The organism is Rhizobium sp. LARHSG275 (assembly GCF_052871115.1).
This window is the reverse complement of sequence record NZ_JBIXJN010000003.1, coordinates 61,282-78,500: the sequence shown is the minus strand read 5'-3', so window position 1 is coordinate 78,500 and position 17,219 is coordinate 61,282. Positions and strand designations below refer to the sequence as shown.

At 60.8% G+C, this 17,219-nt stretch carries 16 protein-coding genes and 1 other RNA gene; 6 read left to right on the top strand and 11 right to left on the bottom strand.

What is annotated here, in order from left to right; all coding sequences use genetic code 11:
- Nucleotides 1–6: 6 nt before the first annotated feature.
- The 10 genes from ACIPSK_RS04230 to ACIPSK_RS04185 all read right to left on the bottom strand — a co-directional run bounded on the left by ACIPSK_RS04230 (nucleotide 7) and on the right by ACIPSK_RS04185 (nucleotide 9,293).
- Nucleotides 7–1,767, bottom strand: coding sequence for a peptidoglycan D,D-transpeptidase FtsI family protein (locus ACIPSK_RS04230; RefSeq protein WP_017965108.1), 1,761 nt, complete (start codon nucleotides 1,765–1,767; stop codon nucleotides 7–9).
- Entirely contained in the window at nucleotides 1,767–2,288 is a 522-nt protein-coding gene (gene ftsL / locus ACIPSK_RS04225; RefSeq protein WP_162115958.1) for a cell division protein FtsL, read from the bottom strand. Before ftsL ends, ACIPSK_RS04230 begins: the two co-directional genes overlap by 1 nt.
- Before the next feature lies 1 nt (nucleotide 2,289).
- Nucleotides 2,290–3,315, bottom strand: a complete 1,026-nt coding sequence (rsmH, locus tag ACIPSK_RS04220; RefSeq protein WP_162115957.1) for a 16S rRNA (cytosine(1402)-N(4))-methyltransferase RsmH — start codon at nucleotides 3,313–3,315, stop codon at nucleotides 2,290–2,292.
- Between the two features lie 17 nt (nucleotides 3,316–3,332).
- Entirely contained in the window at nucleotides 3,333–3,770 is a 438-nt protein-coding gene (gene mraZ / locus ACIPSK_RS04215) for a division/cell wall cluster transcriptional repressor MraZ (protein ID WP_024320776.1), read from the bottom strand.
- Between the two features lie 411 nt (nucleotides 3,771–4,181).
- Nucleotides 4,182–4,579: RNase P RNA component class A (rnpB, locus tag ACIPSK_RS04210), an RNA gene on the bottom strand.
- Between the two features lie 156 nt (nucleotides 4,580–4,735).
- Nucleotides 4,736–5,590, bottom strand: coding sequence for an FAD-dependent oxidoreductase (locus ACIPSK_RS04205; protein ID WP_162115956.1), 855 nt, complete (start codon nucleotides 5,588–5,590; stop codon nucleotides 4,736–4,738).
- Between the two features lie 11 nt (nucleotides 5,591–5,601).
- On the bottom strand, nucleotides 5,602–6,843 hold the full coding sequence (locus ACIPSK_RS04200) for an NAD(P)/FAD-dependent oxidoreductase (RefSeq protein ID WP_162115955.1): 1,242 nt from the start codon (nucleotides 6,841–6,843) through the stop codon (nucleotides 5,602–5,604).
- A 99-nt stretch (nucleotides 6,844–6,942) separates the two neighbouring features.
- Complete coding sequence (locus tag ACIPSK_RS04195; RefSeq protein ID WP_162115954.1) at nucleotides 6,943–7,566, bottom strand: lytic transglycosylase domain-containing protein; 624 nt, start codon at nucleotides 7,564–7,566, stop codon at nucleotides 6,943–6,945.
- Between the two features lie 261 nt (nucleotides 7,567–7,827).
- A complete protein-coding gene (locus ACIPSK_RS04190; RefSeq protein ID WP_162115953.1) occupies nucleotides 7,828–8,589 on the bottom strand; it encodes an N-acetylmuramoyl-L-alanine amidase in 762 nt (253 codons plus the stop codon).
- The gene (locus ACIPSK_RS04185) at nucleotides 8,586–9,293 is read right to left on the bottom strand and encodes a J domain-containing protein (RefSeq protein ID WP_017965116.1); all 708 of its coding nucleotides are present in this window, start codon (nucleotides 9,291–9,293) and stop codon (nucleotides 8,586–8,588) included. Before ACIPSK_RS04185 ends, ACIPSK_RS04190 begins: the two co-directional genes overlap by 4 nt.
- A 411-nt stretch (nucleotides 9,294–9,704) precedes the next feature.
- On the opposite strand from ACIPSK_RS04185, the gene ACIPSK_RS04180 reads away from it, so the two are divergent.
- The 3 genes from ACIPSK_RS04180 to ACIPSK_RS04170 all read left to right on the top strand — a co-directional run bounded on the left by ACIPSK_RS04180 (nucleotide 9,705) and on the right by ACIPSK_RS04170 (nucleotide 12,648).
- Complete coding sequence (locus ACIPSK_RS04180) at nucleotides 9,705–10,916, top strand: pyrophosphate--fructose-6-phosphate 1-phosphotransferase (RefSeq protein ID WP_162115952.1); 1,212 nt, start codon at nucleotides 9,705–9,707, stop codon at nucleotides 10,914–10,916.
- A gap of 57 nt (nucleotides 10,917–10,973) precedes the next feature.
- Nucleotides 10,974–11,609 carry a LysE family translocator gene (locus tag ACIPSK_RS04175; RefSeq protein ID WP_162115951.1) on the top strand — a complete coding sequence of 212 codons (636 nt, stop codon included), beginning with the start codon at nucleotides 10,974–10,976 and terminating at the stop codon, nucleotides 11,607–11,609.
- 115 nt (nucleotides 11,610–11,724) lie between these two features.
- Nucleotides 11,725–12,648: a lytic transglycosylase domain-containing protein gene (locus ACIPSK_RS04170; protein ID WP_162115950.1), complete on the top strand. Its 924-nt coding sequence runs from the start codon at nucleotides 11,725–11,727 to the stop codon at nucleotides 12,646–12,648.
- A 29-nt stretch (nucleotides 12,649–12,677) separates the two neighbouring features.
- On the opposite strand, the gene ACIPSK_RS04165 is transcribed toward ACIPSK_RS04170, so the two are convergent.
- Entirely contained in the window at nucleotides 12,678–14,108 is a 1,431-nt protein-coding gene (locus ACIPSK_RS04165) for a serine hydrolase domain-containing protein (RefSeq protein WP_162115949.1), read from the bottom strand.
- Between the two features lie 239 nt (nucleotides 14,109–14,347).
- On the opposite strand from ACIPSK_RS04165, the gene ACIPSK_RS04160 reads away from it, so the two are divergent.
- The 3 genes from ACIPSK_RS04160 (at nucleotide 14,348) to ACIPSK_RS04150 (ending at nucleotide 17,188) form a co-directional block, all read left to right on the top strand.
- Nucleotides 14,348–15,592: a DUF3419 family protein gene (locus tag ACIPSK_RS04160; RefSeq protein WP_017965121.1), complete on the top strand. Its 1,245-nt coding sequence runs from the start codon at nucleotides 14,348–14,350 to the stop codon at nucleotides 15,590–15,592.
- Nucleotides 15,589–16,263, top strand: a complete 675-nt coding sequence (locus tag ACIPSK_RS04155; protein ID WP_162115948.1) for a methyltransferase domain-containing protein — start codon at nucleotides 15,589–15,591, stop codon at nucleotides 16,261–16,263. The genes ACIPSK_RS04160 and ACIPSK_RS04155 overlap by 4 nt, the downstream gene beginning before the upstream one ends.
- A 127-nt stretch (nucleotides 16,264–16,390) precedes the next feature.
- Nucleotides 16,391–17,188, top strand: coding sequence for a glycoside hydrolase family 25 protein (locus tag ACIPSK_RS04150; RefSeq protein WP_162115947.1), 798 nt, complete (start codon nucleotides 16,391–16,393; stop codon nucleotides 17,186–17,188).
- The last annotated feature ends 31 nt before the right edge of the window (nucleotides 17,189–17,219 follow it).

The window sequence follows — 17,219 nt, the reverse complement described above, 5'->3', positions numbered from 1 at the left end:
TCACACTCAATAAGACACCAGCAAGGCCGATCCGCCCTCCCCGAATTTCGGCTCGATGCCGAGAATGGGGGCCGCGCGGCTGATGATCTCGCGGGCGATCGGACCGGCGGTACCGGCCGAGATCGTTCCGCCATAGGCCTTCTCACCGGTCTTCGGCTCGTCGCAGAAGGTGATCACCGCATATTTGGGATCGTTGATCGGGAATGCGGCGATGAAGGAATTGAAATTCAGGGTCGCCGAATAACGCCCGTTCACCACCTTGTCGGCCGTGCCGGTCTTGCTGCCGACGGAAAAGCCCGGCACGCGGGCGACGCGCCCGGATCCCTTGTAGCCGTTGAAGTCAAGGAGATAGCGGATCTCGTCGCTGGTCGACTTCTTGATCACCTGCGTGGCGATCTCATCAGCCTGCTCGCGCGTGCGCGGCAGGAATGTCGGCTCTATCAGCTTGCCGCCGTTGACGAGAGCGGCGGCCGCCACCCCTGTCTGCAGCGCCGTCGTCGAGACGCCGTGGCCAAAGGAAATTGTGATCGAATTGATCTTCTTCCAGACCCGCGGCTGGCTCGGCATCTTCACTTCGGGCAGCTCGGTCTGCATCTTCGTCAAGAGGCCGAACTTGGTCAGATAGTCCTTCTGCGCGTCGATGCCGACGATGTCGATGACGCGCGCCGTACCGATATTCGACGAATATTGGAAAATCTCGGGAACAGTCAGCCAGCGGCGCTGCCCGTGAAAATCGTGGATAGTGAAACCGCCGATATAGATCGATTTGCTGGCATCGAAACTGTCGGTCATCTTCACCTTGCCGCTATCGAGCGCCATGGCCAGCGAAAAGGTCTTGAAGGTCGAGCCCATTTCGAAGGTGCCGTTGGTCATCCGGTTGAGCCAACCCTCCTTGGCGCCTTCCTGCGGATCGTTCGGATCGAAATCCGGCGCCGATGCCATCGCCAGCACTTCTCCCGTATGCACGTCGATGACCGCAGCACCCGCGCCCTTGGACTGAAAGTTGTTGACGGCGTTGACGACCGCGTCCCGCACGATGTTCTGCACGCGCAGGTCGATCGATAGCCGCACCGGCTCGAGCGGCTGGTCGCTGGTCATGCCGACGGAGGCGAGATCGGCCAACCCCTGGTCGTCGATAAATTTCTCCATGCCGGCGACACCGCGGTTGTCGATGTTGACGTAACCGAGGATATGCGCGGCGGTCGAGCCGCCCGGATAGAAGCGGCGCTTCTCCGGCCGGAAGCCGATCCCGGGAATGCCGAGCGCCAGGATCTGGCTCTGCTGCTTCGGCGTCAGCTGCCGGCGCAGCCAGGCGAAATGCGAGGTCTTGACCGAGAGTTTCTTGTAGGTGTCCTTGACGTCGAGCTCGGGCAGCACCGTCGCGAGCTTCTCGACCGCCTCGTCGGCGTCGACGATCTTGTTCGGTTCGGCAAACAGCGAGACGGTACGGATGTCCGTCGCCAGCACCTCGCCGTTGCGGTCGAGAATGTCGGGGCGCGAGGCCATCAGCCGGTCGGGCGGCAGGATGCTGGAGACGACCTCCTGGTCCTTCATTGCATATTCGACGAGACGGCCGCCGATGACCGCGTAGACACCCATGAAGCCAAGGATCAGCAGGCCGACGCGGCTTTTTGCCTGCCCTGATTTCTTCTTGCGCGATCCCTCGATCGCCAAGCCAGCGGGGGAAGGACCACCGAAGCGGTTATAGACGCCGGCGGAGAAATGCGCCTGGCTCTTCAAAACCATGATGCGGGAAAGAAACGACATTATTCCTCCACCGATCCGGTTTCGATCTGATCTGCATCCTCTGCCTCACCGCGCGGCGAAGGCGTTGGAATGGGTTGTGCCTTGGCGATGGCTTGCGCGCCCTTGGCGGTGTCTGGCGCGCCCTTGGCACTGGCCACGGTCGCGCCTTTGGCGCTGGCCTCGGTCTTGGCGCCGGCCTCGGTCGCGCTTTTGGCGCTGACCTTGGCCTCCGTCACATCAGGCACGGGAACCTCGGATTTCAGCATCGGCAATTCCTTGGCATGCACCAGCGCCGTCGATTCCGTCGGCTGCAGCTTCAATTCGTCATTATAGGCTCTGACCAGTCGCTCCAGCCGGTTCGGCTGCGATTGCAGCGCCCAGTCGGCCTTGAGAAGGTCGATCGTGTCCTTCTCGAGCTTGATCTCGGCTTCGAGGCGGTGAACCTCCTCGAGCTTCAATTCGGCGCGGTGCTTGATCGTGTAGGTTACGGCGGCAGTGGCCGTCATGACGCCGATGAGCACGAGATCGAACGTTTTCAGCATATCAACCACCAAGCTTTCCGAGGCTGGCAAGATTGGGAAACCCGAAGAGCGACATATCCGCGGCTTCGGCGGCAGCGTCGGTCCTCAGGCCAGCGCGAAGCTTGGCGGAGCGGGCACGCGGATTGATCTCCGCCTCCGCCTCGCTTGCCGAAACCATCGGCTTGCCGATGACCGCAAAGGTTGCGGCCCGCTCATGTGCGACCGGCAGGTGCCGCGAACCCGACGCCTTGCCGGCGCGGTCGGAGAAGAATTTCTTGACGATGCGGTCTTCGAGCGAATGAAAGGTGACGACGACGAGCCGCCCGCCGGGTTTCAGCGCCGCCTCCGCCGCAAACAGCGCCTGCGCCAGTTCGCCAAGCTCGTCATTGACGAAGATGCGCAATGCCTGGAAGACGCGCGTTGCCGGATGGATCTTGTCCTTCATCTTGCGCGGCGTGACGAGCTCGATGAGGCCGGCGAGATCGCGCGTCGTTTCGAACGGCTTTTCGGCGCGGCGCTTCTCGATCGCATGGGCGATGCGCGGCGCCTGGCTTTCCTCACCGAGAAAATGGAAGATGCGGATGAGATCGGCGACCTTGGCGCGGTTGACAACATCGGCGGCCGAAACGCCTTCGGCCGACATGCGCATGTCGAGCGGACCTTTTTTCTGGAAGGAGAAGCCGCGCTCGGCCTCGTCGATCTGCATGGAAGAGACGCCGATATCGAGCACGACGCCGTCGAGCCCGCCCGGCGGCGCGTAATCGCCAAGATTCGAGAATTGCGAATGAACGAGCCTGAGCCGACCGCCATGGGCAGCGACCATCTCTTGGCCAGCCGCAATTGCCGTCGGATCGCGGTCGAGCGCGATCACCTCGGCGCCGGCGGCAAGGATGGCCGAGCTGTAACCGCCCGCACCGAATGTACCATCGAGGATGATCTTGCCGGGCGCGGGCGCCAGCGCCGCAACGACTTCGTCGAGAAGAACCGGAATGTGACGAACCGGTCCGCCACCGGCATCAGTTGAACCTCCGCCAGGATTCGCCACCATTCCGTTTCCTCGTTCTTTCAGGAGCGCTTGCCCGCCAGCTTGCGCTCCCCTCGTGCTTGCGCCTGTGCAGCCACAAAAGCCTGCGGTTGCCAGAGCTGAAAATGATCCGCCCGACCGACGAAGGTCACTTCGTCCGAGATGCCAGTGAAGCCCCGAATGAAATCCGTGACCATCAGCCGCCCCTCGGCGTCGAGCTTCATGAAGACCCCGCCTCCATGAATGAGAAGCGACATCTCGTTCGCATCCGGCGAAAACGGATCCTCCGCAGCAATCTGCCGTTCGAATCTTTCGAGAAGATCCGGACCGCCGACGCTGATCGCCGGAAACACAAAGTCCTGAAAGCAGTAGAGCTCCTGGACGTTGCGCTGCGCCAGCACGGAACGGAACGCCGAAGGCACGGAGACCCTGCCCTTGGCGTCGATCCTGTTGGTCGCGTTCGAAAGGAAGCGGCTCATCACACGAAACATCCGTTCCCGCAGGGATCCGGACCAAAAAACGCCCGAAACTCCCGATATCAGGCACAGCTTCGCAAGCCGGATGAGCAAAAACCCTTCCGACGCTTCCGGAGAGGAAGACGCCTTTGCTTTGCGATGAATGGGCAGATGATTGCCCTGGTGCAGTGCGCATTTGGGATAGCATGGGACCATATGGGCGTCAATGGGATACGCCCATTTTGCAATGGACGCATGATCAAAAATTTATAAGCCGTTAAGTTTAACAAAGGGTTAGCAGCTCACCTTACAAATGACACGCATTGGTAAAGCTACAATGAAGATCCGTCCTATGGATGCATAAACATTCGCTTGAAAACAGCCGGTTTCAGCGACTTACGCGGAAAATCCGGCTGCCGCGCCGTTAAGATGGTAATCGCCAGTTGGCCTGTAAGCCGGGTTCTGTATGGCTCCGGCGTGAACCGGAACGTGGCAGCCATTCCTCTGGGACAGCGTTCGCACGCTGCCTCACGCAACCCACCCGGATGACTGGCCTGGAAACCGGCCGGAAGGCCTTTCGGCCTGCCGCGTCATCCCTATTCGGTCTTGCTCCCGGTGGGGTTTACCGTGCCATTTCCGTTGCCGGAGATGCGGTGGGCTCTTACCCCACCCTTTCACCCTTACCTGTCATGACAGGCGGTTTGCTTTCTGTGGCACTTTCCCTGAGGTCGCCCTCGCCGGACGTTATCCGGCACCGTGTTTCCGTGGAGCCCGGACTTTCCTCACCCTACCGCCTTTCGGCATTGGTAAAGCGCGGCTGCCCAGCCAACTGGCACGGCTCCCATAAACGAGAGGGATCGCAATTGCTATCGAAATAAACGATATCGCTCAGAGCAATTCCAGCAACACTGCGCATCGGTTTTGCGTCCGGAATTGCGGAACAACAAAAAAGAGAGCACCCCCGTGGTTCGGAGAAAAACGGAAATGCTCTAGCGAAATTGCGGTGTGAAATCCGTGGAATAGCCCTGTCCGCCGATTCCGCCTGACAAAAGCAGCTCGGCCCCAAGCCGGCCGATCTCGTCCGAGCTCTTGGCCCACGTTCCGGCACAGCCCGTGAGCACCGCGATTTCTGGCGATGAGGTGTAGCCAATCATCGGGTAGCCGCGTTCCGTATGCGACACGACGCAGGCCGCCGTCGAAATCGAGAGCGGCACGATATCGGGCACGAGACCTTCAACGATGCGTTTGAGATGCGCGCGCACCGTATCGCGGCCCTCGGTCTTGAACCAAGCGCGCATATCGGCGTCGTCGCTGAGTGCCATATCGTCAGGATCGCCGCCGATCTTCAAGTAGAATTTGCCGTCGGGATACCGGATCGGCGGCAGCAGGTAGATTTCGATGCCGGGCGCCCGGAGAATGAGCGACGGCATCGCGGCCAGGCGCGCAGCATCGGCCTCGCTTACCTCGAAAAGCGTCACGGTGCGAGTCTCGACACCGAGCGAGATGGCGGCCTGTCGGGTTCTCTCGAGATAATCGCTCTGCGTCGGCGCGACGACGGCACAGCCGACCTCGCGATAGAAGTCGATGCCACTGTCGCGAGCGATCTCGCCATAACGGCCGATCGAACGGTTGGCGAGTAGGGCCCAATTGCGGTCGGGATCGATGGTACGGGTGATGCGCCCCTCGTCGTAATGGCTGGCGAAGACGCCCTGATGCGCCTTGCGGTCATCAGGCTCGTCCGGACCGATCACTGCGACACCGTCCACTTGCCGCGCCAGATGCCGCGCCGCCGCTGCCCCCATGAGCCCGCGGCCGACGACGATATATTTGAAATCGACTGCCATGCTTTTCGTCTCTACGACGCCGCCTGTCTTTTCAGACCCGCAAAGGACGCTGCATCATCTTGAATTGCTGCGAAGACCGGCGTCAGTTCGCCGCCGAAATCCTGATCGCCGAGCCGTCCTTCCGCCAGAAGTACCGCTCCCAGCCGCCCGAGTTCGTCGGAGGATTTGGCCGCGACGAAATTGCCCCCAGTCAGCACAGCGACGCGTGGCGACTGCGTAAATCCGGCATAGGGATAACCGGTCGGCGTGAAATTGGCCACGCAGGGCGCCGAAGTCACGCGGCAGCCGGCTAGCTCCGGCATCAGCTGCAAGGCAATACGCGAGAGATGATCGCGCTCGGCAGCACTGCCGTCGGAACGGAACCACGCGCCGGCATCCTCCAACCTCTCGAAGCAAAGCGGCTCGGTGTCGCCACCGAGTTTCAGATAGGTCTTGCCGTCGGGATAACGCACCGGCGGCAGGATATAGATGTGATCCTCTTCCCGGTCACCGAGCACGATCGTCGACGGCATATCGCCGAAAATCGCCATCTCGCGCTCGCCGATTTCGTAGAAAGCGACGGTGCGCGCCATAACCCTGGTATCGACGGGACGCGGCAGCAGGGCATGGAAATTGCCAAAACCGCCGGCGGCGACCAGCACACGTTCGGCGCTGTAACTTCTGCCGCCGGCCGTCACCTCTACATGGGAACCGGCGTCGTGCACGGATGTCGCGGTTGCCTCGATAAGCGAGACACCACCCTGTTCGGCAAGCTTGATCTGCGCCCGCACCAGCGCCCGCGGATTGATGTGGCCGGCGCGCTTACGCTCGAAATATCCGCTAAAATCAGGGTCAAAGGCAAGATAGGGAAAACGTTGGGGAAGCTCCGGCGGTGTGATGGTCTCGATATCGCTGCCGAGCGACCGGCTGACGGCCAGTGCCCGGTTGATATAGTCCTGCTCGTCCGTCGGGGTCGGACCGGCAAAGAGGCAACCGACCTCCGAATGGAAGGAAATGCCGCTCCTTGCCTCGACCTCGCCGTAGCGGTCGAGCGCGCGGGCGGCGAAGGTTCCCCAGGCAAGATTGCCGTCGAAAGTGCGGGTGATGCGCGCTTCGTCGTAGTGGCTGGCGAAGACGCCGTGATGGGCCTTGCGCTGGTCCGGCTCACGCGGGCCGATCAGCGCAATGCCGTCGGCCATCGAGGAGAGATGCCGTGCGGCGGCGGCACCCATCATGCCGCATCCGATGATGATGAACCTGAAATCGACTGCCATATCCCACCTCGTTTCAAGGCGGGATATCACGGCAAGCGTGCTGATTCATATCCGTAAAAATGCCGCAAGGGAATATCGTCCCGACGCGACTGGCTATGCTCAGTCGAGCATCGCTAGGACCTTGCCGCAATAGGTCTTCGACACCGGGTTCATGCGCGTGGCGGCATGACCGGCATTGTATTTTAGGATGGTGTTGCAGGTCTCGCCACCACCGAGATCATGGGCGGCAGCCAGATATTTCATGCCGTACTTGATGTTGGTTTCCGGGTCGAACAAGCCCTTGGCGCTGCCGGAATAGCCCATCATGCGGGCAGTGGCAGGCTTTATCTGCATGAGGCCGATTTCACCGTGGCTGCCGCGCGCATTCGGATTGAAATTGCTTTCGATGCGGATGACCGCGGTCGCAAGCGCAACCGGTACATTATATTGGTTCGCATATTTGCTGATCAGTGCGGAATAGTTATTGCCGGAAACATCGGCGACGGGATAGCCGCTCTGGCGCTCGACCGTCTTCAGCGGGCGTTCCGCCGTCTTGAGCGGACGCTTCGCGGGCTTGACCGAACGCTCCGCTTTTTTCAACGGACGCTCTGTCTTCTTCGAAGGACGCTCGACTTTCTTCACCGGCGCATCGGCTCGCACACCCCAACCATTCGCAAAGGCAAAGCTATTTCCCGCCAGCACCATGCCAACGCATGTTGCAGCAACAACAATCAGTTTTCTCATGTAGTCTTGAACACTCCGACCCAAAGAATTTCCGGACGGCGCGCCTCGCTGTCATAATGAATACCAGATCAAGGATGGATCTGGATTCGCGGTAATTCTTATCGTTTCATATAGCGCCCGCGGTTTAACTTGAAAACAACCCCCGGCACCGCTTAGCGGCGTTCTTAGACCATCGTAATGCGGAGATAATAGGGAAATGATGTGGCGAGGCGGTTTTCTCGCCGGTCGCCAAAAAACCGTCCTGATATCCGGCTCTTCCGGTCAGGAATAATGCGGCAGCGCCGACAGCAACCGGTGCAGCGTGTCGATCGTCGAGAAATCGGCAATGCCATCCACCCGTTCGGGCCGGAAATGGCGCTGGAAAGCTTCCACGTCGCCTGCCGTTTTTTCGGAGAATTCACCCGTGATTTCAGTGCTGTAACCATAAAGTGACAGCATCGATTGCAGCGCTTCCACAGGTTGGCCGGTATCGCCGCGCTGGAAGAAGCGCCCACCGGTGATCGTTGCCGGCTCGACCCAGTGGCCGATGCCTGCCCGGTGGAGCTCGGCCCAGGGGAATTTCTCACCCGGATCGACCTTGCGGATCGGGGCGACATCGGAATGCCCGAGCACCCGTTCCGGCACGATCGACCAACGTTTGACACAGTCGCGACACAATTCGATCACCGCGGCGATCTGCTCTTTCGGATAATCAGGGAGCCCGCCGGGATGGCCGGCATTGGCGATCTCGATGCCGATCGACAGCGAATTGATATCGGTCTCGCCGTGCCAACTGCTTTTTCCCGCATGCCAGGCACGTTGCATTTCCGGCACGAGCTGCACCACCTCGCCGTTCTCATGCACGAAATAATGGCTGGAAACCTGGCTCTCGGCGCGACAGAGCCAGTCGAGCGCACCATCTGCCGTCGGCATGCCGGTATAGTGCAGCAGGATCATGTCGGGACGGCGTCCATCCGCCCGTTCGCCATGGTTCGGCGAAGGCTGCACGCGGGCGCTTCTGCAGTCGGCCTCGAAAGAGGTCATGCGGCGCGGCGTTCCTTCTCGATCGCCTCATAGGCCGCGTTCAGCGCCGCCATGCGCTCATTGGCGATCACATGGAATTCCTTCGGCACGCCACGCGAGATCAGCCGATCGGGATGATGTTCGCTGACGAGGCCGTGGTAACGGCGGCGGATGGACGGGAAATCATCCGAAGGCGAGACGCCGAGCACCTTGTAGGGATCGCCGCCGGACGAGACGTGGCGGGCGGCAATCTGCTCGAAGCGGGTCTCGCTCATCTGGAAGATCTCACCGATATGGCGCAGAAAATTCAGTTCCTTCTCGTGGATCAGCCCGTCGGCCTTGGCGATGTGGAAGAGGCCGTCGAGCACGTCTTCCAGCACCGTGCAATTGGCCGCACAGGTGACGCACAGCGTGGAGAGCCGTTCGGCATAGGCTTCGTAGCCGGCAACGTCTTGGCGCGCGAGGTTATAAAGCCTGGCGACGTTCTTTGCCTGATCCTGCGGGAATTCGAAGATTTCGCGAAAGGCTTCGACCTCCTTCTCGCTGACGATGCCGTCGGCCTTGGCCATCTTGGCCGACAGCGCGATGATCGCCACGGAGAAAGCCACCTTACGCCGGGTCTCGGGATCGCCTTCGAAAACCGTGCGGATAGCCTCGACCACCGCAGACAGCGCATTGCCTGCAGTATTGCCAATGGCATTCAACAGTTTTTCCCAGAAGGACATCGAAAATCTCACACACTTGTCAATTTATAGGCAAACAGCTTGACCAAAGAATCGCAGCCTTTGCAAGGCGACTATTGGTCGTAGGGCCGAACACAGTTTTCACGATTTGGTAATTGTCGCACCGCAGCAAACGTTTCATCGCGCCCGCTTCATCTCGTATAAAGGCGCCTGGCCGGCGGTCGCCGGCATCGCCCGGCACGTGGGCTCCGGTGCGCGCGACGGAAATTTCCACAACAGTTCTCGGCAAGCAGATCGGGCTTGAAACGATTATATCGTACTTCCAGTCGCCTTTGCAGTCCAACGCGGCAGAAAGGCGCGCTTTTCGTAAATTCTTTACTTTACAGGCCCCTTTCCCTGCCGCATCCATGCGCTAGGTAACGCCGCCGCACCAAAAACGCCATAGGAGGGATCATGGCCAAGCAGAAAGTCGCAATGCTGACCGCCGGAGGCCTGGCGCCTTGTCTCTCTTCCGCTGTCGGCGGCCTCATCGAACGCTACAGCGACGTCGCGCCCGATCTCGATATCGTCGCCTACAAGTCGGGCTACCAGGGTGTGCTCATCGGCGACAGCCTCGAGATCACCCGCGAGATGCGCGAAAAGGCGCCGCTGCTGCACCGCTATGGCGGCTCGCCGATCGGCAATAGCCGCGTCAAGCTCACCAATGCCGCCGACTGCGTCAAGCGCGGTCTGGTCAAGGAAGGCGAGAACCCGCTGCGGGTCGCCGCCGAAGGCCTTGCCAATGACGGCATCACCATTCTCCACACGATCGGCGGCGACGACACGAACACCACGGCCGCCGACCTTGCGGCCTACCTCGCCGCCAACGGCTACGATCTGACCGTCGTCGGCCTGCCGAAGACTGTCGACAATGACGTCGTACCGATCCGCCAGTCGCTCGGCGCCTGGACGGCCGCCGAAGTTGGCGCGCATTTCTTCGACAATGTCGGCAACGAGCAGACGGCCGCGCCGCGCACTCTCGTCATCCACGAGGTGATGGGCCGCCATTCTGGCTGGCTGACGGCCGCCACCGCTCGCGCCTATCTCCAGCGCACCAGCGGCAACCAGTATGTCGATGGCCTGATGATGAACGCACATCTGAAGAGCATCGACGCCGTCTACCTTCCTGAGATGGCCTTCGACCTCGACGCTGAGGCCGCCCGTCTGAAGGAGAGCATGGACCGCAACGGCCACGCTACCGTCTTCGTCTCGGAAGGCGCCTGCCTCGACGCCATCGTCGCCGAGCGCGAAGCCGCCGGCGAGACCGTCAAGCGCGACGCCTTTGGCCATGTGAAGATCGACACGATCAATGTCGGCGCCTGGTTCCAGAAGCAGTTCGCCAATCTCTTGAACGCCGAGCGTTCCCTCGTGCAGAAATCGGGCTATTTCGCTCGCTCCGCGCCTGCCAACGGCGACGACCTCAGGCTGATCCAGAGCATGGTCGATCTCGCCGTCGAAAGCGCTCTCAATAAAATCTCCGGCGTCACCGGCCACGACGAAGGCCAGAACGGTAAATTGCGCACTATAGAATTCCCGCGCATCAAGGGCGGCAAGACTTTTGATCTTTCGACGGGATGGTTTGCCGAAGTCATGGACAATATAGGCCAGAAATACAAAGAAGCGTGATTGACGGATGGTTAATATGATGTCTTTGCTTATTCCTGAGGAATAGGAGGAGACACCATGTCACTTGAAGCTTGGCTCGCTTTTGCGGCTGCATCCGCCATCATGCTGGCCATACCGGGACCGACGATACTGCTCGTCGTTTCCTATGCGCTCGGTCATGGACGCAGGACGGCGTTTGCGACGGTGAGCGGCGTGGCGCTTGGTGACTTCACGGCGATGACGGCTTCTCTCTTCGGTCTCGGCGCCGTTCTGGCCGCCTCCGCGACCCTCTTCACCGTCTTGAAGTGGATCGGCGGCGCCTACCTGATCTGGCTGGGAATCAAGCTCTGGCGGGCTCCCATCATCGGCGAACCGGTTGCCGACAACGACAATCTGCCGGAGGAGAAGTCGCTCAAGATCTTCTTCCACGCCTATGTCGTCACCGCCCTCAATCCGAAGAGCATCATCTTCTTCGTCGCCTTCGTGCCGCAGTTCCTCAATCCGGCCCTGCCCTTTGTCGGGCAGATGGCGATCATGGAAGCGACCTTCCTTGTACTGGCGATCCTCAACGCCTCCACCTACGCTTTTCTCGCCCATACCGCGCGCGGATTGATTCGCAAGGCGAGCATCCAGCGCGCCGTAAACCGCACCGGAGGCACTCTGCTGATCGCTGCAGGTGCCGTAACGGCCGGGTATCGCCGTATTGCAGCCTAGAAATATTCCGTGGTTGCCGGAATGTCACGAATAGGTTAATGGGGTCACCAGGGCTTAAGGTTTTTAGTAACTTTTATACGCTGCCGGGGCGGCGCGATTTCACGAAAGTGGCGGAATGGTAGCGATCGGATTATGCGGCCTGAAACGCAGTCTTGTCGTTTCCACGATACTCTGCGGCATGATAACGGGATGTGCGAGCGTCGAATACACGTCCCAGGCCGAACTGACCGCTGTCCAGACCGTCGTGCCGATGCCGAAACCCGGCGAAGATGCAACACTCGCCGCGATCCCGACAGCCGAAGGTGCAGCCGTGGCCGACGCCACCATTCCCCAGGCATCACCCTCCTCCCTAACCGCAACGGCGATGCCGGCCGTGACAGCTTCTCAGCCTGGCGATCTTACAATGCAGCCGGCAGCCTATGCGCAGATCCCGCTGACGCCCGAGATGACGGCGATCCAGTCCGTCGTGCCGACGCCGCGTCCGGGAACGCCGGCACAGCCGACGACGCAGCTTGCCTTTGCCGCCACACCGCAGAACAGCGCGCTTGCAGCACTGGCCGCAGTCGACACCACGCCGCGCGCCAGCATGGACTACGGTTTCGACGAATCCGGGCCGATCGATCCGCCGACGGCGCCACCGATGTTCAGCGATGACGACAAAGACGATGCGCCGACGGTCGAGAAGAGCTTCGTCACCAAGCTCATCGCCAAATATTCGAAGCTCTACGAAATTCCCGAGACGCTGCTCCACCGCATCGTCCATCGCGAGAGCCGCTATAATCCGAAGGCCTACAACAAGCGCGGCTATTTCGGCCTCATGCAGATCAAGTACAACACCGCCAAGTCCATGGGTTATGACGGTGCCCCGGGTGGCCTCTTTGATGCCGAGACCAACATCAAATATGCCGCGAAATATCTGCGCGGCGCCTGGCTCGTCTCCGACAATAAGGAAGACGATGCCGTCCGCCTGTATGCGCGCGGCTATTATTACGACGCCAAGCGCAAGGGCATGACCGACATCGCCCAAGGAAATTATTGAAATCTGGAGATAACGGCTGAAGCCCTTGCCTATGGCAGTGGCTGAGCTTGTCGTTGCGATCCGGCCTGCTGCTGCGGCGCCCCCGATTGCGGCAGGGCCGCCAGGATCGCCTTCAGCAGCACCTGCGGCTGATAGTTGAGCCGGCTCGGCGTCAGGCCAAGTCTGACGACCACCAGATTGGCGGAGGGGACGATCGCCATGCTCTGCCCGTCATGCCCCGTCAGCCAGAACGTATCCTCCGGCAGCCCGGCCTCAGCGCTCGAGCCGTCGCCGGGGCCAGCCAGCCAGGCCTGGCCTTGCGTATACCGCCCGTTCGAAGCCGCCGTTGGAGTGCGCATGGCGCCGACGAAACCCTCCGGCAACAGCCGCTGGCCATTCCAGACGCCGTCCTGGAGCAGGAACTGCCCGAAGCGCGCCCAGTCATGCGCCGTCGCATAAAGATAGGAGCTTCCGGCAAAGGTGCCGCGCGCATCGAGCTCGAACACGGCGCTCGTCATGCCGAGCGGCGAAAACAACGCATCGTGCGGGTAAGAAAAGGCCGCCTGAGTATTGCCGACCCTGTCCATCCAGATGCGCGACAGCAGCACGGCCGTGCCACTCGAATACCGGAAGCGTTGGCCGGGTGCGGCCTCCATCGGCGCATTGGCCGGCAGCGATACCATGTCGGGATTGAGGTAGAGCATGCGCGTCACATCGGCGACGTCGCCATAGTCCTCATTGAAGGCAAGGCCGCTCTCCATGCCAAGCAGGTCGGAAACCTTGATCCTGGCGCGCGCATCGTTCTTCCACTGCGCCAGCAGCTTATCATCGTCGAAGGAGATCTTGCCTCCGAGCATCAGCCGGCCGAGGATCGTCGCATTCACCGTCTTCGTCATCGACCAGCCGATCAGCGGCGTCTTCGCCGAGAAGCCGGGGCCATAGGCCTCAGTGACGATGCGGCCATTGCGCACCACCACGATCGCCCGCATTGCCGGGCCGGCAACTCCGGTATCGGCAAGCAGCGCGGCGATCTTTCCGTCCTGCCGATCGCCGGCGCCCTCACCCTCCGGCCATAATGCATCGTTCGCCTGAACCTTGGCCGGCGGATCGAAGGGCACCGCATTCGCCGCCGCCTCGAAATTGCCGTCCGGCACGCTCGTGCAGCCGAAAGCGCCGCGATAGAGCGCATAACTCGGCGCAAACAGCCCCATGAAGCGCGCCGTCACACGGTCGTTGTCGCGGTCGACGCTGACGCGCACCAGCCGCAGCAACGGATTTCCGGGCGCCTGGACATCGTCATGGAGCACATCCTCAGCCTCTCGGCCAGCAATGAAGACGTTGGAGCAGACGATCTTGGCGGCATAACCGTCGCCGACGCGCAGCAATTCCGGCGGCCGGATGAAGAGCCAGCAGGCAGCAGCGATGACGACGAGAACGAGAAGGAGAGCGAGCGCCTTCAGGATACGCAGGACAAATCGCATGGCATTCCTCCCTGCCGGGAGAGAAGCAGGAATCGCACGCGCCGGAAAGGGGCCGGAACGAAGAAGGCTCGTCATTGCGATCACTTTCCCAGGAGTGCGGGCAATCGATTTTCGCGAGAGCAAACGATCGCTCTCCCAAGGAGGTCGAAGTCTCCGAAGAACGGTGCCCCACAGCCCGCGTCATCAAACTGTAGCAGAGGCGCGTTACACGCCCTGAACGCTAAAAAGGTGACAGACTCATGTCAGAATTTGCACCGGATGCCGGCTTCCGCAAGAACCGGAAACTCAAGGACGCCCTTCTCCGCCACAAGGCTTTTTCGAAGGATGGCTTTTCCGAGCGTCTCTTCGGTCTTCTCTTTTCCGGCCTCGTCTATCCGCAGATCTGGGAAGATCCGGATCTCGACATGCAGGCGATGGAGCTGAAGCCCAACCATCGCATCGTCACCATCGGTTCTGGCGGCTGCAACATGCTCGCCTATCTCTCCAAGGCGCCGGCCTCAATCGACGTCGTCGATCTCAACCCGCATCACATCGCCCTGAACCGCCTGAAGCTGGCCGCCTTCAAACACCTTCCCGGCCATGCCGATCTCGTCCGCTTCCTGGCGATGCCGAACGAGAAGTCGAACAGCCGCGCCTACGACCAGCATCTCGCCGCCCGCCTCGATGAGGCGACCCGCAGCTACTGGAACGGCCGCAAGTTCGGCCGCCGCCGTGTCACCGTCTTCGACCGCAACATCTACGAAACCGGTCTGCTCGGCCGCTTCATCGGCGCGGCTCATCTTCTTGCCCGCCTGCATGGTGTCAAGCTGCGCGAGATGACCAAGACCCGCTCGATCCGCGAGCAGCGCCAGTTCTTCGACGAGCAGATCGCGCCGCTCTTCGAAAAGCCGGTCGTGCGCTGGATCACCGGTCGCAAGAGCTCGCTCTTCGGCCTCGGCATTCCGCCGCAGCAATATGACGAGCTCGCAAGCCTTGCGGCCGATCATTCGATCGCGCCGGTTTTGAAGCACCGCCTGGAAAAGCTCGCCTGTCATTTCCCGATGAGCGACAACTATTTCGCCTGGCAGGCCTTCGGCCGCCGCTACGGCACCGAAGCGGAAGGCCCGCTGCCGACCTATCTGAAGTCGGAGCACTATGAGGTGATCCGTGCCAACGTCGACCGCGTCAACGTCCACCACGCAAGCTTTACCGAGCTTCTCGCTCGCGAGCCGGCCGCCTCGCGCGACCGCTACATCCTGCTCGACGCACAGGACTGGATGACCGACGAGCAACTGAACGATGTCTGGACTGAAATCACCCGCACGGCGCGCGAAGGCGCCCGCGTGATCTTCCGCACCGCCGCAGAAAAAAGCATTATCGAAGGCCGCCTGGCGCCTGTGATCCGCGACCAGTGGGATTACTTCGAGGAGAAGTCGCGTGAACTGACCGCGCTCGATCGTTCGGCAATCTACGGCGGCTTCCACATTTACGGGAAGAAGGCGTGAGCAAGGTCGGCACTGAGGCGGCGGGAAAGAGCAATGAACATGCCAGCCTGATGGATGGCATGTACCGCTACCAGCGGCATATCTACGACCTGACCCGCAAATATTACCTTTTCGGCCGCGACAGCACGATCCGCCATCTCGACGTGCCCGAAGGCGGCACTCTGCTTGAAGTCGGCTGCGGCACCGGGCGCAACATGGCCTTCGCCCACAGGCATTTCCCGACCGCCAAACTGTTCGGCCTCGACATTTCCCAGGAAATGCTGATTTCGGCGCGCAGGACCTTCGCCACCAAAGCGACCATCCCGGAATTCCGCGTCGCCGATGCCACGGCGTTCACACCGCGCGAATTCGGCGTCAGCGGCTTCGACCGCATCCTGATTTCCTATGCCCTGTCGATGATCCCGGACTGGGAGCGCGCCGTCGATGCATCGATCGCCGCACTCAATCCCGGCGGCCAGTTGCACATCGTCGATTTCGGCCAGCAAGAAGGTTTGCCGGGCTGGTTCCAGCGCATGCTGCAGTCCTGGCTTGCGAAATTCCACGTCACCCCGCGCGCCGATCTGCGTGAGGTTCTGGAAGCGCAAGCCCATGAAAACAACGCGATATTGTTGTTCGATACCGTCGGCGGCGGTTATGCCTGGCGGGCTGCCATTATCAGCAAGCGCTTATAATTCGCTTGAAACTAACCGATTTTTTACGTTGATATGGTGAAAAGAGGATTATTCCTCTGCTGGGCTCGTCATCTTCGAAGGTCAGGCTGTGGGGCAAAGAGATCATTCGAGTTACGACAGGACGCCCATGCGCCGGTTTTTGTTTTGCGTTTTGCCCCTGGCCATCCTGCTGGCCGGCTGCAGCTCTTCCGGTCATGACTATCTCGAAACGGCGTCGATCAAACCGAAGACACGCTTCAAGGATACCGATCCGCAGGATTTCGGGGCGAAGCATCCGCAGGAGAACGCGATCCACGGCATCGACATCTCCAAATGGCAGGGCGATATCGACTGGGGCACGGTGAAGAATTCCGGAGTGGCCTTTGCCTTCATCAAGGCGACGGAAGGCAAGGACAGGGTCGATCCGCGCTTCGACGAATACTGGCGCGAGGCCCGCGCCGCCGGCATCCCGCACGCTCCCTATCATTTCTATTATTTCTGCTCCTCCGCCGACGAGCAGGCCGACTGGTTCATCCGCAATGTGCCAAAGGAGGCCATGCGCCTGCCGCCGGTGCTTGACGTCGAATGGAACGCCGAATCGAAGACTTGCCGCTACCGCCCCGACGCTGAAACGGTGCGTGCCGCAATGCAGCGTTTCATGGATCGGCTGGAGGCCTATTACGGCAAGCGCCCGATCATCTATACCTCGGTGGATTTCCATCGCGACAATCTCGCCGGCTACTTCCAGGATTATCATTTCTGGGTCCGTTCAGTGGCAAAACATCCCGAGGTGACCTACTCCGACCGCCGCTGGGCCTTCTGGCAATATACCTCGACCGGCGTTATTCCCGGCATCAATGGTCCCACAGATATCAATGTCTTCGCCGGCAGCGCAAAGAACTGGAACAATTGGGTCGCGGCCGTTTCCAAGGATAGAAATTCTTAGTAACGTCTTGCGATGTTTCTTGCTTCCGTCA

Coding starts and splice junctions, on each gene's coding strand:
- ACIPSK_RS04230 (WP_017965108.1), bottom strand. CDS start 1,767: ATGTCGTTTCTTTCCCGCATCATGGTTTTGAAGAGCCAGGCGCATTTC.
- ftsL (WP_162115958.1), bottom strand. CDS start 2,288: ATGCTGAAAACGTTCGATCTCGTGCTCATCGGCGTCATGACGGCCACT.
- rsmH (WP_162115957.1), bottom strand. CDS start 3,315: ATGGTGGCGAATCCTGGCGGAGGTTCAACTGATGCCGGTGGCGGACCG.
- mraZ (WP_024320776.1), bottom strand. CDS start 3,770: ATGAGCCGCTTCCTTTCGAACGCGACCAACAGGATCGACGCCAAGGGC.
- ACIPSK_RS04205 (WP_162115956.1), bottom strand. CDS start 5,590: ATGGCAGTCGATTTCAAATATATCGTCGTCGGCCGCGGGCTCATGGGG.
- ACIPSK_RS04200 (WP_162115955.1), bottom strand. CDS start 6,843: ATGGCAGTCGATTTCAGGTTCATCATCATCGGATGCGGCATGATGGGT.
- ACIPSK_RS04195 (WP_162115954.1), bottom strand. CDS start 7,566: ATGAGAAAACTGATTGTTGTTGCTGCAACATGCGTTGGCATGGTGCTG.
- ACIPSK_RS04190 (WP_162115953.1), bottom strand. CDS start 8,589: ATGACCTCTTTCGAGGCCGACTGCAGAAGCGCCCGCGTGCAGCCTTCG.
- ACIPSK_RS04185 (WP_017965116.1), bottom strand. CDS start 9,293: ATGTCCTTCTGGGAAAAACTGTTGAATGCCATTGGCAATACTGCAGGC.
- ACIPSK_RS04180 (WP_162115952.1), top strand. CDS start 9,705: ATGGCCAAGCAGAAAGTCGCAATGCTGACCGCCGGAGGCCTGGCGCCT.
- ACIPSK_RS04175 (WP_162115951.1), top strand. CDS start 10,974: ATGTCACTTGAAGCTTGGCTCGCTTTTGCGGCTGCATCCGCCATCATG.
- ACIPSK_RS04170 (WP_162115950.1), top strand. CDS start 11,725: ATGGTAGCGATCGGATTATGCGGCCTGAAACGCAGTCTTGTCGTTTCC.
- ACIPSK_RS04165 (WP_162115949.1), bottom strand. CDS start 14,108: ATGCGATTTGTCCTGCGTATCCTGAAGGCGCTCGCTCTCCTTCTCGTT.
- ACIPSK_RS04160 (WP_017965121.1), top strand. CDS start 14,348: ATGTCAGAATTTGCACCGGATGCCGGCTTCCGCAAGAACCGGAAACTC.
- ACIPSK_RS04150 (WP_162115947.1), top strand. CDS start 16,391: ATGCGCCGGTTTTTGTTTTGCGTTTTGCCCCTGGCCATCCTGCTGGCC.